The 14840-nt window shown below is 70.1% G+C and carries 11 protein-coding genes; 2 read left to right on the forward strand and 9 right to left on the reverse strand.

Going from position 1 to position 14840, the window contains the following annotated elements; translation table 11 throughout:
• Window positions 1-48 precede the first annotated feature (48 nt).
• The 9 genes from HUA78_RS47765 to HUA78_RS26740 all read right to left on the reverse strand — a co-directional run bounded on the left by HUA78_RS47765 (window position 49) and on the right by HUA78_RS26740 (window position 9990).
• Window positions 49-1335, reverse strand: a complete 1287-nt coding sequence (locus tag HUA78_RS47765) for a DUF4215 domain-containing protein (protein WP_174477420.1) — start codon at window positions 1333-1335, stop codon at window positions 49-51.
• A 378-nt stretch (window positions 1336-1713) separates the two neighbouring features.
• Window positions 1714-3000 (reverse strand): DUF4215 domain-containing protein, encoded by a 1287-nt coding sequence (locus tag HUA78_RS47560; RefSeq protein ID WP_305794100.1) that lies wholly within the window; start codon window positions 2998-3000, stop codon window positions 1714-1716.
• A 135-nt stretch (window positions 3001-3135) separates the two neighbouring features.
• A complete protein-coding gene (locus tag HUA78_RS26710; protein ID WP_254613995.1) occupies window positions 3136-3864 on the reverse strand; it encodes a DUF4215 domain-containing protein in 729 nt (242 codons plus the stop codon).
• 152 nt (window positions 3865-4016) lie between these two features.
• On the reverse strand, window positions 4017-4556 hold the full coding sequence (locus HUA78_RS26715) for an MXAN_0125 family MYXO-CTERM protein (RefSeq protein WP_305798538.1): 540 nt from the start codon (window positions 4554-4556) through the stop codon (window positions 4017-4019).
• 107 nt (window positions 4557-4663) lie between these two features.
• Complete coding sequence (upp, locus tag HUA78_RS26720; protein ID WP_141646699.1) at window positions 4664-5299, reverse strand: uracil phosphoribosyltransferase; 636 nt, start codon at window positions 5297-5299, stop codon at window positions 4664-4666.
• A 27-nt stretch (window positions 5300-5326) separates the two neighbouring features.
• Window positions 5327-6538, reverse strand: coding sequence for a URC4/urg3 family protein (locus HUA78_RS26725; protein WP_141646700.1), 1212 nt, complete (start codon window positions 6536-6538; stop codon window positions 5327-5329).
• Window positions 6531-7778, reverse strand: coding sequence for a GTP cyclohydrolase II (locus HUA78_RS26730; protein ID WP_141646701.1), 1248 nt, complete (start codon window positions 7776-7778; stop codon window positions 6531-6533). Before HUA78_RS26730 ends, HUA78_RS26725 begins: the two co-directional genes overlap by 8 nt.
• 65 nt (window positions 7779-7843) lie before the next feature.
• Window positions 7844-9328 carry a CoA-acylating methylmalonate-semialdehyde dehydrogenase gene (locus HUA78_RS26735; protein ID WP_174460283.1) on the reverse strand — a complete coding sequence of 495 codons (1485 nt, stop codon included), beginning with the start codon at window positions 9326-9328 and terminating at the stop codon, window positions 7844-7846.
• Window positions 9329-9579: 251 nt separating this feature from the next.
• Entirely contained in the window at window positions 9580-9990 is a 411-nt protein-coding gene (locus HUA78_RS26740; RefSeq protein WP_141646703.1) for a hypothetical protein, read from the reverse strand.
• 289 nt (window positions 9991-10279) lie between these two features.
• Between HUA78_RS26740 and HUA78_RS26745 the strand changes: the two genes are divergently transcribed.
• Together HUA78_RS26745 and HUA78_RS26750 are read left to right on the forward strand one after the other, a co-directional pair.
• Window positions 10280-11923: a type VI secretion system contractile sheath domain-containing protein gene (locus tag HUA78_RS26745; protein WP_174477422.1), complete on the forward strand. Its 1644-nt coding sequence runs from the start codon at window positions 10280-10282 to the stop codon at window positions 11921-11923.
• A gap of 94 nt (window positions 11924-12017) precedes the next feature.
• Window positions 12018-14840 carry a serine/threonine-protein kinase gene (locus HUA78_RS26750; RefSeq protein ID WP_174468484.1) on the forward strand — a complete coding sequence of 941 codons (2823 nt, stop codon included), beginning with the start codon at window positions 12018-12020 and terminating at the stop codon, window positions 14838-14840.

Genomic DNA, 14840 nt, shown 5'->3' on the forward strand with positions numbered 1-14840 from the left:
CGCGGGGCGACACCCTCTCGCGGGCCGGTGTCTGTCATTTCTCGTGTCTCAAGGATAGGTAATGGAGCCGACGTAGCTGGCGAGGCCAGGCGCGCAATCTTCCTCAAACGAGCGCGCCGTGAACGTGCCAGTGAAGTCGACATCCGGCTGGCCCGGGCGCCGCACCTTGATGGCGTAGCCCAGGGGGGCCGCAGGCGAGGGTCCGGGGAAGAAAAACTGCGTCAGCAGGCAGACGTCGTAGGTGCCGCTCGGCGGTGTCCGGCCCGTGGCCCAGAAGATGTTCTCGGGTCCCCTCCCTCTTGAATCCACGTCCAGTCGTCCAAAGTCCGTCCCCGCGTTGGGGCCTATGTTGAGATAGTAGATGACCTTGCCCGTGGGCGTCCTCACGGCGATGTCCGCGTCTCCGTCCCGGCTCCAGGTCGCGGTGAACTGGAGATTGCCCGAGCCCACGCACACGCCCGCGGCACAGGCATTCCCCTCGCCACAGACGTTGCCGCAAGCGCCGCAGTTGTTGTTGTCCGTGCGCGGGTCGACGCAGACCTCGCCGCAGACGATACGGGGCGGCTCGCAAACGGGCTCCTCACACTCGAAGCCTCCGGGCGTGTTGACGCACACCTCTCCCGGCGCGCACGTGTCCGTGCCCAGCGCGCACTCGTCGATGTCCGTGCACACGCTCGGCTGCCCCGCGCAGGTGTAGCCCGGCTCCACCTGACAGACGCTGCTACAGCCGTCTCCGGAGAGCTGATTGCCGTCATCACAGACTTCGACGCCTCCCAGCACCCCGTCACCACAGAAGGGACGGATGGACGTCTCCACCGCGTCCACCAGGTAGAGCGCGAGCAGCGCGCCCCTCAGGCGCACGTACCGGTAGGGCTCACTCCCAGGGTACGTCGCCACCGCCACATGTGTCCCCACGCCCAGCTCCACCAGGTGCACCGGGCTGGAGCCAATGAGCGTCCCATTCGCCCTCAGGAAGTCCACCTGCGCCACCAGCGCCAGCGACAGGCCCTGGTAATACACTCGCAAGTCTCCCGTACCTTCCTCACCCGCCCCCAAATCCAGCACCAGCGCCGTGTTCAGCAGGCTCAGCAGCGTCGCCGCCTGCCCGTCCGGCGCTCCCACCGCCGCGCTCGCGTTGAGCACCGTCCCCGTCGTGCCAGACGCCACCGCGTCCGCGTACGGGTCCCACGCCAACTCCTGGCTCGTTTGCGTCACCTCCCCATCACCTCCGGGACGCTCCGCTCCATCGAGAGATTCCACGCCGCAAGAACCCAGCAACAACGCCAACGTCGCGCTCAGTCCCCACGACCACAGCGCGCTTGTACGGATACTCATGGGATGACTCCCCGAGGAACTGAATGAGACCCGGAATGGGCCACTCTTCCTCGCGGAATGAATCTCATGACCGCTCGCGCCCCACAGCTCACACACGCGACATGCTGGCTGGCAACGTCCTCCGGCCAGCAGCAGACATGTGCGAAGGGACAATGGACGGGAACCCAACCCCGTGTGTTTCATGATTCATGCATCAGCGGTGCGGGGCACGTCGCCAGCCTCCGAGCAGCGCCAGCGAGCCCGCAGGCGCGACTTCTCGCCAGCGCCTGCCTCCAGCAGCTCAATGGCTCCGCGAGACGAGCGATGCTCCGTCCATCCACCACCGGCCCGCGCGGGACACCATTCCCTCGCGGACCGGCGTCTGTCATTTCTCGGGTCTCATGGATAGGCAACCGAGCCGACGTAGGTGGGGTCTCCTGGGATGCACTCCTCGATGAACACCGCTTGGGTGATTGAGCCGGAGAAGTCGACGTCCGGCTGACCGGGGCGCCGCACCCGGACATTGTAGTGCACGGGAGCCTCTGGAGTGGGCTCCGGGCTGAAGAGGAACGCCATCAGGCAGACATGGTAGGTGCCGCTCGGCGGCGTCCGGTTCGGAGCCCAGAAGACGTTCTCGGGCCCATCCCCACCTGTGTCATCCACGTCCAGCGCGCCGAAGTCTGTCCCTACGTTGGGACCTCGGTTTTCGACGTAGATCATCCGCCCGGTGGGCGTCTTCACATAGATGTCCGCATCCCCATCCCGGCTCCAGGTCGCGGTGAACTGGAGGTTGCCCGTTCCCACGCACACGCCCGCGGCGCATGCCTTCTCCTCGCCGCAGACGTTGCCGCAGCCGCCACAGTGGTTGTTGTCGGTGTTCGGGTCCACGCAGGCCTCGCCACAGACGAGGCGCGGCGGATTGCACGAGGGCTCCTCGCACTCGAAGCCTCCGGGCGTGTTGACGCACACCTCCTCCGGCGCGCACGTGTCCGTCCCCAGGGCGCACTCGTCAATGTCCGTGCAGACGCTCGGCGCTCCCGCGCAGGTGTAGCCCGTCTCCACCTGACAGACGCTGTTGCAGCCGTCCCCGGAGAGCGGATTGCCGTCGTCACAGACCTCCACGCCACCCGGCACGCCGTCACCACAGATGGGCCGCAGCGACGTCTCCACCGCGTCCACCAGGTAGAGCGCGAGCACCGCGCCCCGCAGGCGCACGTAGCGGTAGGGCACGCTCCCCGGGTACGTCGCCACCGCCACATGCGTCCCCAGGCCCAGCTCCACCAGGTGCAGTGAACTGGAGCCGATGAACGTCCCATCCGCCTTCAGGAAGTCCACCTGCGCCACCAGCGCCAGCGACAGGCCCTGGTAGTAGACGCGCAGGTCGCCGGTGCCTTCCTCACCCTGACCCAAGTCCAGCACCAGCGCCGTGTTCAGCAGGCTCAGCAGCGTCGCCGCCTGCCCGTCCGGCGCACCCACCGCCGCCTGCGCGTTGAGCACCGTCCCCGTGGTGCCCGATGCCACCGCGTCCGCGTACGGGTCCCACGTCAGCGAGGACTCCTCGCTCGTGTACGTCAACGCACCGTCACTTCCCCCGGCATCGAGGGACTCCACACCGCAAGAGCCCAGCAACAACGCCAACGTCGCACCCAAGCCCCACGACAACAGCGCACCTGTACGGCTTCTCATTAAATGTCTCCCCAGAGGGATGGGATGAAACCCGGAATGGGCCATCCCCCTCATGGAATGAATCGCACCACTGCTGACGACTTGCTGCTGCTCACGACGCGGGGCCTTCAATCCGGCCCCGCGCCAGTCCTGGGCCTATTGGCAGACGTAGCTGCCCGGCGTATTCACACACACAGTGTTCGCGGGGCACGCGTGAGTCCCCAGCGCGCACTCGTCGCGGTCCACACAGACACTCGGTTCTCCCGAGCAGGTGTAGCCCGTCTCCACCCGGCAGATGCTGTTGCAGCCATCCCCGGAGAGCTGGTTGCCGTCGTCACACAGCTCCCCGGTGCCGTAAATCACGCCGTCACCGCAGATGGCCCGGCGGCGTGCCACCACGGCGTCCACGTTGAAGGGCTTTCCGGCCACGCTCCGGATGACGACGTAGCGATAGGGAATGGTCTGCGAATACCAGACATACTGCATGTCCACCCCCTCCCACCGGCTCCGCAGGTACAGCACGCCGCTCGAGAAGTAGCCCCCGTCCGCCGTCAGGAATTGCACCGTCGCCTGGGCGGACGAGCCCACGGGGCCCTGGGTGTAGACTTCCAGGATGCCGCTGGACTCCTGCCCTTCACCCAGGTCCAGCATCAACCCTTCGCCGGCCTCGCTCGGGAGCGTCGCGAAGACGCCGTCCGGCGCGCCCACCGCCGCCTGCGGATTGAGCACCAGCGCCGTCGTGCCCTCACCCACCGCGTTCGCGTAGTTCGGGTCCTCCAACGAAGACGTCACCGTGCCCGTGACGTCTTCCTCCGCGACCTGCTCGACGCCACACGCGCCCAACAGCAGACACGAAAGCACCACCCACGCAGAGCCACTTCCCATGCGCATCATTGAAGCCCCCCATCCCCGAGGCGGGAGAGAGCTCGGCATGAGCCCTCACTCCCCCGGCGAAGTGGGGCGGCAGACTATTCCTGGATTTCCTACTCTCGTCTGTTCAAGCCCGCATGTCCAAGCCAGTGTTGGCCCGCCAACAGTCAACGGTGTCTGGAGCGGCGCCAGCCTCCCAGGAGCGCCAGCACGCCCGCGAGCGCAATCCCTCCCGGAGACGAGGAACAGCCCTTCGCGGAGGCGTCCTTCGTCACACACGACACGGTGGCGGAGAGGACCAGGTCGCGCTCCTCTCCATCGACGGAGACGATGAAGGTCTCCTCCTCGAAGCGCTCCTCCGGCTGCACCTTCATGGGCAGGGACAACCCGCGCCCGTCGGAGAAGTAGAAGGAGGCCTCCTCCTCCGGCAGCAGCTCCTCGTCACACCGCCCGCCTTCGCACTGGACGAGCGGCCAGCCCTTCAGCGTCACGGGCTCGTCACAGGCATTGCGGACGGTGCTCGCGCCACAGGTCGCACGCGAGGAGATGACGAGGCACGGCATCTCCGACACCACGCTCTGGCGCTCGGTGATGCACTCACACTGCTCGCTCCTGGCGTGGGCCGCCAGCGAGCCACCCACTCCCGCCAGCAGCATCCATCCAAACCACGCGGCCCCAACGCGGGGCCTGAAAGTCCTCGCTCGCATCGTGTCTACCTCCGTCTCGAAGTCCTGGCCCCCCCGAGGAGCGCATCCTGCCGCTCGACGGGAATCAACGCCAAGTCATCGTTGCCGGAGGCAACTACCTGGGGCGGCTACTTGGTGCCGAAGAGGCGGTCCCCCGCGTCACCCAGTCCAGGCAGGATGTAGCCGTGCTCGTTGAGGCGCTCGTCCACCGCGCCGGTATAGACATGCACGTCCGGGTGGTGCTCCCTCAGGTTGGCCAGACCCTCCGGACACGCCAATAGACAGACGAAGCGCAGCGAGCCGGGCTTGCTCTTCTTCACCCGCTGGAGCGCCGCCACCGCGGAGTTGCCCGTGGCGAGCATCGGGTCACACACCACCACGTCGCGGTCCGCGAGCTGCCCCGGCACCCGGTAGTAGTACTCCACGGGCGTCAGCGTCTCCGGGTCCCGATACAGGCCGATGTGGCCCACGCGCGCGGAGGGCACCAGCTGGAGCATCCCGTCCAGGATGCCCTGGCCCGCGCGCATGATGGCCACCAGCACCAGCTTCTTGCCCTCCAGCACCGGCGCCGTCATGGGCGCCATGGGCGTCTGGATTTCCTCGTCACGGACCTTCAAGTCCCGCAGCGCCTCGTAGGCCAGCAGCAGGGAGATTTCCTGGAGCAGGGCCCGGAAGGAGGCGGTGCTCGTCTCCGCGCGGCGCATCAACGTCAGCTTGTGCTTCACCAGCGGATGGTCCACCACGGTGCAGTTGGGGAACTCCATTGCGTCCTCCCTCTTGGTCAGCGGTTGTCAGAACACCGTTCCGTCGCTCTCCACGCGAATCGGCGGCACGCCTCCGGGGCGTCGCTCGGCGGCCACCTTGCGCCCCGCCGTCCACGTCCCGCCCTGCAGCACCTTCGCCAGCGGCAGCTCCTCCGCGCTCATCCCCAGCCGGCCACGCACCAGCGCCGCCACGCGGTCCAGCAGCGCCACCGTCAGCGCGCGCCACTCGACGATGGGCTCCTCGCTCGGGTGCAGCGCCTCCTGGGTGAGCCGCGCGTCCCTGGGCACCAGCACGCCCAGGTCCACGAAGAGGCCGCCGTTGCGGTACTCGGGCAGGCCGGTGAGGCCGTCCAGCTCCACCACCCGGAGTCCCGCCTCCGCCAGCGGCTCCACCAGCGAGTACGTCAGCCACTGCGACAGCTTGTGGAAGGGCACCAGCGCGTCCACGCTCTCCACCGGGCCCAGCGCCGAGTGCGGCCACACGTCGCCCAGGTTCACCGCGTCCACCATGACGCGGCCCGGCCAGATGGGGCCCAGCGACTCCAGCACCACGCCCAACAGCTCCGAGCCGCGCACGCTCCTGCCCTGCGCGGCGACGATGTCGTGTATCGCGCCGGGTCGGGGCAGCACGCGCGACAGGCCGTGCATCAGGTGCAGCCGTCCCTCCAGCCCGTCCAGGGGATTCGTGTCGGAGACCTGGAGCCCGCGCGCCAGCGACTCGCGCGACAGCCGGCCCAGCGCCTCCGCGTCCGCGCGCAGCGGCCGGTCCGGGTCCGAGGAGAACACGCCGTCCATGAACATGCGGAAGCTGGCCACGGCCAGCCCCTCCGAGCGCGCCCACGTCGTGCCGCCCTGCTCGCGGTAGCTCCACTTGGGGCCGCTGCCCGCGTCCAGCAGCACGCTCACCACGGCGAGGTCCAGCTTCGCCCGCGCGCGCTCCTGCGGCGTGACGTCCTTGAGCCGAGCCTCCAGCTCCGCCACGCGCTGGACGCCGCCCGCGTCGAAGTGGCGCCAGCGGCTGTGCAGCGGGATGTCCAGCGTGGGGTACGCCTCGCGCGTCACCTCCAGCACCGTGTCCACCACCGTCGGCAGCCGCGAGGGCTCCACCCGGAAGTGGGACAGCTTGCCGGCCAGTCCCAGGTCCAGCAGTTGATGGCAGCGCTCGCGGATGGCGGCCGGCGTGCGCAGCCACGCCACCGCCGGGGACACGTCCGCCCTCGCCAACGGCCGCTCAGACATCGAGGCCCCGTCCCTTCACCTGGGTCAGCGCCGCGGCGTCCGCCACGGGCCCCTTCGTGAAGTAGCCCGCCGCCTTCTTCGCCTCCATCTCCACCTTCGCGTCGGCGGGGACCAGCTCCTCGGGGATGGGCACGCGCTCCAGGATTTCAATGCCCGAGCGGACAATCGCGTCGTGCTTCATGTCGCTCATCGACACGAAGCGGTGGATGCGGGTGATGCCCAGCCAGTGCAGCACGTCCGGCATCAGCTCCTGGAAGCGCATGTCCTGCACGCCCGCCACGCACTCGGTGCGCTGGAAGTAGGTGGCCGCGGAGTCGCCGCCCTCCTGCCGCTTGCGCGCGTTGTAGACGAGGAACTTCGTCACCTCGCCCAGCGCGCGGCCCTCCTTGCGCAGGTAGACGATGACGCCCGCGCCGCCCGCCTGCGCCGTGCGCACGCACTCCTCGATGCCGTGGGCCAGGTACGGACGACAGGTGCAGATGTCGCTGCCGAACACGTCGGAGCCGTTGCACTCGTCGTGCACGCGCACGGCCAGGGGGATGTCCTTGTTGGACACCGAGTTGATGTCCCCGAAGGCGTACAGCGTGAGCCCGCCGATGGGCGGCAGGAAGACGTGCAGGTCCGGGCGCGTAATCAGCTCCGGGAACATGCCACCGGTCTGCTCGAAGAGGCCCCGGCGCAGCGCGTTCTCCGTCATGCCGAAGCGCTTGGCGATGCCCGGCAGGTGCCACACCGGGTCCACCGCGGCCTTCACCACCTTGATGTCGCCGTTGGCGGTGAGCAGGTCCCCGTCCGGCTTGAGGCGGCCGGCCACCACCGCGTCGCGCAGCTCCGGCAGGTTGATGTGCGCGCGCGTGACGGCGATGGTGGGACGGAAGTCGATGCCCTGCTCGGACTGCGCGCTGAACGCCTGCGGCGCGACGGCGCCCCACGGGTCCAACGACACAATCCGGTCCGGGTTGCTCCAGGACGGGTGCGGGCCAATCCGCGCGGCCGGCGAGGTGTCCTTCAGGTCCGCGCGGTGGTCCTGCGGCAACATGCCGGCGGCCACGGCGAGCGCGCGATAGACGGCGTAGGAGCCGGCGTGCGTGCCGATGACGTTGCGATGCGCGGGCTCGGTGAGCGTGGCCACCACGGGGCCGCGGCGCGTCGGGTCCGGGTCACCCCAACGGATGGAGACGGCGTCCCCATCTGGATGCGAGGTGAGGCGGATGTGATTGACGGGCTTCTTGTCTGCCATGGGAGCGCCCTCCTTGCGGGCGCGTTTTGGAGCTCGAGCGAAGCGGACGAGAGGGGCGCGCGGGCTCAGCTCATCCAGGAGCCGTCGGTGCGCGCCGACCACTTGCGGGTGACCTTCTTGAGCTGCGTCCAGAAGTCGAGGCCGGACGGCCCGGTGATATCCCCGTGGCCGAAGCGCGACTCGCCGGTGCCGCCGAAGGAGAACGGCTCACGCGGGACGGGGACGCCCACGTTGACGCCCACCATGCCCGCGCGCACGCCCTCCACCACCGTCTGCGCCACCACGCCGCTGGTGGTGAAGATGGACGCCGCGTTGCCGTAGGACGACGCGTTCTCCACCGCGAGCGCCGCGGACAGCGTGGGCACGCGGATGATGGACAGCACCGGGCCGAACAGCTCGCGCCGCGCGGCCTCCATGTCCGGCCGCACGTGGTCCAGGATGGACGGCCCCAGCCAGTTGCCCTGGGCCCACGCGTCGCCCTTGGGACGACGACCGCGCCCGTCGAGCACCAGCTTCGCGCCCTCCGACGAGGCCTGGTCGATGGCCGTCTCCAGCCGCTCCACCGCGCCCTTGTCGATGATGGCGCCCATGCCCGGGCCCATCTCGATGCTGCCCGCGCGGCGGACGATATCCGCCAGCAGCGACTCCACGTTGCCCACCGCGAGCACCACGCTGCCGGCCATGCAGCGCTGCCCCGCGCAGCCGGTGAACGAGTCCACCACGGCCTGCGCGGTGAGCTCCGGGTCCGCGTCCGGCGCGACGATGAGGTGGTTCTTCGCGCCACCCAGCGCGAGCACGCGCTTGCCGCGCTTGCTGCCCTCCGCATAGAGGTGCCGCGCCACCGCGGACGAGCCGACGAAGGCCAGCGCCTTCACGTCCGGGTGCGCCACCAGCGCGTCCACCGCCTCCTTGCCACCGTGCACGATGGAGAAGACCCCGGCGGGATAACCCGCCTCGCGCATCAATTCGCCGAGCGCGCACGCGGTGAGGGGGACCTTCTCCGACGGCTTGTGGATGAAGACGTTGCCCAGCGTCACCGCGATGGGGAACATCCACATGGGCACCATCGCCGGGAAGTTGAAGGGCGTGATTCCCGCGACGACGCCCAACGGCTCGCGGCGCAGCTCACACGTGACGCCCCGGCTGACCTCCATGTGCGCGCCGCTGTCCAGGTTCTGCAGCGACAGCGCGAACTCGCACACCTCGATGCCCTTGAGCAGCCCGGCGCGCGCCTCCGCCACCGTCTTGCCCGCCTCGCTCGCGGCCAGGTTCGCCAGCCGCGCGAGGTTCTGCTCCAGCAGGTGCCGGAAGCGGAAGAGCAGCTGGGTGCGCTCGCGCAGCGGCGTGGCGGCCCACGAATCGGCGGCGGACCGCGCGGCCTCCACCACCTGGGATACACCCGCGGCGGAGGTGAGTGGAACTCGGCCAATGACGGTGCCGGTGTACGGACTGCGTACGTCCAGCAGCGGCGAGCCTTGAGGCAGCTGCCACTCGCCTCCCACCAGGTTTCGACACGGAACGACGCTCTCGGGAAGCTCTACGAACGACAAGCGCACCCCCAAAAAATTCAGGTGAGGACGTGCACCTCATCGTATCCGGGAATGCAGACAGATCGGCAACCCACCCCCCAGAAAGCCTGTCAGCGCTGCGGCCGAGTGTCCGGCACCCGAGCACTTCTCCTGTCGGAAACAGGACCGGCTCTCGCGAGGCTTCACCTGACTTCAATGCATGGCGTCATGATGGCCGCGACGCGTCATGAATTGAATGGGGGTGGGCGTGGACTCAGGTGGGAGACTGTCTTTCAAGCGCGCGCCGAGGGCCCGAGCCAGGCGCGCAACCGGGTGAGGACGGCGGTGTCCTCGTCGTCGTGGGGACGTCCCAGGGCGCGTGATTCGGCATACAGCGCGAGCGCGTAGTGGAAGCGCGCGGTGGCGGTCCGCGTGTCGCCCTGGTCCTGGTGCAGCTCGCCGTCCTCGGCCACGAGCCGGGCCAGCACCTTCACTCGCAAGGGGTCTCCGAGCATCCGCGAGGTGGAGGCGGCATCCACCATCAACAGCGCGTCGTACTCCATGCCCAGCGTGTCGAGCGCGGTGGAGCGCATGAGTTGGGCCGCGTCCGCGAAACGCTTCTCCTGACGGGCCTTGAGGAGCCGGGCCAGGGCGGCGGCGAACTGCTCGACGAGGCGCTCGATGTAGTCCTTGCGGATGGACATGGGAGGTGAAGGCTGAGGCCTGGGTGGAGGCGACGCAAGCGGTATGGGCGCGCCCACTCGGTGGGGTCCGTCGCCGACGGGAGCGCCCCACCCGGGAGGTCGTGGCGAAGCCCACATGCCCCGAGGACCGATGCGGCACGGCCTCGTGACGCGGGCCCCATGACAGGGAAGCCCCGCAACCAGCCCCCGGGTCCGAAGACCTCGCATAAGCCCGTGCCCCGCCGGGCCTTCGCGAAGAACACCTGCCTCGCGCTAACGTGCGGCGCCTTACTCACGGATGGGGCGGTGCATGAGTCAGAGCGGAAGCAGTGCAGAGGGTGCGCGCGTGCGGTGGCTGGTGGCCGGGGCCTTCTCCTCCACGCCCTCGGGTCGTCGCTTCCACGTGACCTCGGACACCTTCGCCAGCGAGCTCGCCAAGGCCGCCAGCCACGTGCGCTTCATCGTCCCGGACCGGCTCGGCGCCGAGGACACCTGCGCCCTGGAGCTGTCGTTCGAACGGCTGCGCGACTTCGGCGTCGCCGACGTGCTCACCCGCATCCCCGCGCTTCGTGACTTGCACGCGCTGCGCGACAAGCTCACCCCCGCCCTGTCGCCCGAGGAGGCGGCGAAGCGCGTGGAGGCCATCACCGGCCCGGGCCGCCTGCCCGAAGCCGTCGCCGCGGCCCTGCGTGACGCCGCGCCTCCGCCCCCTCCCGCCCCCGTGCCCACGCCCACGCCCGATGACGTGGCCCTGATGGAGACGCTGCTCACCGCGTCCGAGCCCGGTTCGCCGGCCACCGCGTCCCGCGCCGTCGATGCGTTCTTGAAGGCCCTCAACCCGCGCGCGCCGGCCTCCGCGTCGTCGACGTCCGCCCCCGCCACCGCCGCGCGCAAGTCCGTGAGGGATTTGCTGGACGAGACGGTGCTGCGCTGCGCGACGGACGTGCTCATCGCGGAGCCCGTGGCCCGACTGGAGTCCGCGTGGCGCGGCCTCAAGTGGCTGGTGGACCAGTGCCCCACGGCCGCGGGCATGGCGGTGGAGGTGCTGGACGTGAGCCGCGGCGACCTGCTCGGCGTCCTGGACGACGCGCTCTCCAGCGAGCCCTTCGACCGGCCCGACGCCGTCTTCGTGGTGGACACGAACGATGACGTGGCGGTGCTGGCCCGGCTGGCCGCGATGGGCGAGCGCGCGCAGTTGCCCATCGTCGTCGCCGTGGCGCCGTCGCTGTTGGGTCTGTCTCCGGACGAGCTGTCCCTGGGCCTGGAGGAGGGTCGGGAGCAGGTCTCCGAGTCGTGGACGGAGCTGCGTCAGGACGAGTCCTCGCGGTGGCTGTGCGCCGTCGTCAACCGCGTCGTCGTGGCCAGCGAGGCCCGGGCGAAGCGCGCGGCCTTCACCAGCCCCGCGCTCGCGGTGGCGGCGATGCTCGCGTCCAGCTTCCGCGACACCAGCGCCTTCGCGCGCATCTTCGGCCAGGCCGGAGGCGTGCGCGCCCCGACGACGTGGGAGATTCCCTCCGGTCGCGAGAAGGGCCTGTCCATCCCCACCGAGGTCTTCCTGCCCATCCGCGCGCAGGCGAAGCTGGAGGAGCACGGCGTGCTCGGCCTGGGCAGCGGGCGCAACGCGGACGCGGTGCTGCTGGCCGCGGCCCCCACGGTGTTCGGCGGCGGCTACGCGGTGCCCCTGCCCGCGCAGGTGCTCACCGGCCGAATCGTCCGCTTCGCGACATGGGTAAGGGACCAGCTCCCGCCCGGCTCCGGCAGCGCGGAGGTCTCCTCCATCTTCTCGCAGGCCGCGGAGGTCTTCCTCTTCCGGGGCGCCACCGAGGACGGCCAGCTCAAGGGCGAGGTCGTCTCCACCGGCAACGGCCACGGCGTCCACGTCACCGCCACCGTCCGGCCCGAGCACGCCGGCACCCGCTTCCAGCTCGCCTTCACCCTGCCGCTGCGCGCCTGAGCGTTCAGGCAGCCAGGCAGCGCTGACGCATGGCGGAGGAGAACTCGGGTTGTAGCGAGAGCTTCGCTACACTCCGCCCCGAGGTGCGCCAGACATGACGAGGAAAGACACAGGCGGACGGGACGCGGGCACGGGTCCGGAGGGCACCGGTACGCAAGACCTGGGCACCGGCCCCAAGCAGGACCTCTCCGGGACGGGGCCCGACGAGGCACGTCGCGCCGCGCCGCCCTTCTCCCAGATTGGGCGGTATCTGCTGCTGCGGCGGCTGGGCCAGGGCGGCATGGGCGTGGTGTACGCCGCCTATGACCCGGACCTGGACCGCAAGGTGGCGCTCAAGCTGCTGCATCCGGACGGTCGCCATGACCACTCGGAGGAGGCGCGCTCCCGGCTCTTGCGCGAGGCGCAGGCCATGGCGCGCGTCTCCCACCCCAACGTCATCCCCGTCTTCGACGTGGGCATGTGGGGCGACCAGGTCTTCGTGGCCATGGAGCTGGTGGATGGCGGCACGCTGGCCTCGTGGCTGAAGGCGTCGCCGCGCTCCTGGCGCGAAATCGTGACGCGTTATGTGGAGGCGGGCCGGGGCCTGGAGGCCGCGCACGCCGCGGGGCTGGTGCACCGCGACTTCAAGCCGGCCAACGTGCTGGTGAGCCGCGCGGGCCGCGTCTACGTGACGGACTTCGGCCTCGCGCGGACGATGGGAGACCTTCCCCAGGACGAGGAGCCCCTGACCGAGGAGACGCGGGAGGCGCTGGCGTCCTCGGCCGGTCGTCGCATGTTGGAGACGACGCTCACCGAGGACGGCCTGCTGGTGGGCACGCCCAACTACATGTCCCCGGAGCAGTTCCGGGGCACGACGTTGGACGGGCGCACGGACCAGTTCAGCTTCTGCGCCGCGCTCTATGGCGCCCTCTTCGGCGCGCGCCCCTTCGAGCCCGGCAGCCTGCGGGCGTATGCCTTCTCCAGCACCAGCGTCAGCGCCGAGTTGGAGCGCACGGAGTCGCTGGGCGCGCAGCGGCCCTCGGCGGCGCCCTCCTCGCCCGCGACGATTCTGGTCCCCGCCGTGCGCGAGCCACCGCGCGACTCCAAGGTGCCCGGATGGGTGCGCGACGCCGTGCTGCGCGGACTGTCGCTGGAGCCGGACGCGCGCTTCGCCTCCATGGCCGTGCTGCTGGAGGCGCTGTCGCAGGAGCATCGCCGGACGCTGCGGCGTCGGTGGGTGACGGCCGCCAGCGCGCTGGGCGCGACGCTCGCGCTGACGGGCGGCGCGGCGTGGCAGCAGTCGCGCGTGTGCGTGGATGCCGGGGCACAGATGGACGACGTGTGGTCACCCACGACGCAAGCGAAGCTCTCCACCGCGTTCCTGGCCACGGGCAGGCCCTTCGCGGAAGGCATGGCCCAGAGCGTGTCACGGGCGCTCGGCGACTACGCGGACCTGTGGAAGCGCCAGCGCGTGCAGGCGTGCGAGGCCACGCGCGTGCAGGGCGTCAAACCCGAGGAGCAGTTGGACCGGCAGCTCGTGTGTCTGGAGCGCCGTCGCAAGGACTTCAGCGCCACGGTGGAGCTGTTGTCGAGCGCGGACGCGGCCCTGGTGGAGAAGTCCCTGGACGCCGCGCTCGCCCTGCCCTCGTTGTGGGAATGCGAGGACACGGAGGCCCTGGCCGAGCGGCAGCGCATGCCCACGGACCCGCTGCGCCGCGCGGATATCGAACTGCTGGAGGAGAAGCTCTCCCACGTCCGCGCGCGGATGGATGCCGGCAAGCACCCGCAGGCGCTGGAGGCGGTGAAGGCGCTCGTCGCGCCGGTGGAGGCCACGGGCTATCTGCCGCTGCGCGCGGAGACGCGCTTCTTGAATGGCTGGCTGCTGGAGCAGGTGGGCGAATCACCCGAGGCCGCGAAGCTCCTGTCGAGCGCCGTGTTCGACGCGGAGGCGGGGCACGCGGACCGGCTGAAAGTCACCGCCCTCAACAAGCTGCTCTTCGTGGAGGACGGGCTGAAGCACTACGAGCCCGCGGCCCGCTGGGGCTCCCTCGCGGAGGCCACGCTGGAGCGGATGGGCGGAGACCCCGTGCTGCTGGGCGACGTGCGCGTCAACCAGGCCAACCTCGCCATCTCCCAGGACTTGTACGAGGAGGCGAAGACCCGCGTGGAGGAGGCCCAGGTCCTCTACGAGAAGTCCCTGCCCGCCGAGCACCCCAAGCGCGCGCGGACGACGTTCCTCCTCGCGCACGTGGTGCACTCGCTCGGAGACTCCACGCGCGCGCTGGCGCTGATGGAGGACGCGCTCCAGAAGACCACCGCCGCCATGGGCCCCCAGCACCCGGACGTGGCCCGGCGCCATGGCCTCTTGTCCATGACGCTGCGCGAGCTGAAGCAGGATGCCCAGGCGCTGCCACATGCCCAGGCCGTGGCGGACATCTTCCAGGCCATCTACGGCGCGGACAGCCCGAAGTTCGCGGAGGCGCTCGACGAGGTGGGCATGTGCCAGCTCGGCATGGGCCGCTTCGAGGACGCGCTGAAGACGTATGAGCGTTCGCTCGCGCTCAAGCGCAAGACACTGCCCGCGGACGACGAGAAGCTCCAGCCGTCCTACGACGGCGTGGGGCAGGCCCTGCTGGGCCTGGGCCGCGTGGGTGAGTCGGTGGAGCCCCTGCGTCTGGCGGTGACGTTCGCTTCCGCGCCGCCAGATGCGCTGGCGGAGTCCGGCTTCGCGCTGGCGAAGGCCCTGGTCCAATCGGGCCAGTCCCCGGAGGCACGGGGCGAGGCCACGCGCGCCCGGGGCTGGTTCACGGAAGCGGGCCTGGACGCGCGCGTGGGGGACGTGGACACCTTCCTCGCGGCCCTGCCCGTGCCCGCACCCGTGAAGCCCGCCCGTGTGAAGCCCGCCCGTGTGAAGCCTGCTCGCCCTCGCGGGAAATGA

This window comes from Myxococcus sp. CA033 (assembly GCF_013336625.1).
GTDB lineage: Bacteria > Myxococcota > Myxococcia > Myxococcales > Myxococcaceae > Myxococcus > Myxococcus llanfairpwllgwyngyllgogerychwyrndrobwllllantysiliogogogochensis.

Excerpts from the sequence above, each read along its gene's own strand:
- HUA78_RS47765 (WP_174477420.1), bottom strand. The coding sequence starts at position 1,335 with ATGAGTATCCGTACAAGCGCGCTGTGGTCGTGGGGACTGAGCGCGACG.
- HUA78_RS47560 (WP_305794100.1), bottom strand. The coding sequence starts at position 3,000 with ATGAGAAGCCGTACAGGTGCGCTGTTGTCGTGGGGCTTGGGTGCGACG.
- HUA78_RS26710 (WP_254613995.1), bottom strand. The coding sequence starts at position 3,864 with ATGGGAAGTGGCTCTGCGTGGGTGGTGCTTTCGTGTCTGCTGTTGGGC.
- HUA78_RS26715 (WP_305798538.1), bottom strand. The coding sequence starts at position 4,556 with ATGCGAGCGAGGACTTTCAGGCCCCGCGTTGGGGCCGCGTGGTTTGGA.
- upp (WP_141646699.1), bottom strand. The coding sequence starts at position 5,299 with ATGGAGTTCCCCAACTGCACCGTGGTGGACCATCCGCTGGTGAAGCAC.
- HUA78_RS26725 (WP_141646700.1), bottom strand. The coding sequence starts at position 6,538 with ATGTCTGAGCGGCCGTTGGCGAGGGCGGACGTGTCCCCGGCGGTGGCG.
- HUA78_RS26730 (WP_141646701.1), bottom strand. The coding sequence starts at position 7,778 with ATGGCAGACAAGAAGCCCGTCAATCACATCCGCCTCACCTCGCATCCA.
- HUA78_RS26740 (WP_141646703.1), bottom strand. The coding sequence starts at position 9,990 with ATGTCCATCCGCAAGGACTACATCGAGCGCCTCGTCGAGCAGTTCGCC.
- HUA78_RS26745 (WP_174477422.1), top strand. The coding sequence starts at position 10,280 with ATGAGTCAGAGCGGAAGCAGTGCAGAGGGTGCGCGCGTGCGGTGGCTG.
- HUA78_RS26750 (WP_174468484.1), top strand. The coding sequence starts at position 12,018 with ATGACGAGGAAAGACACAGGCGGACGGGACGCGGGCACGGGTCCGGAG.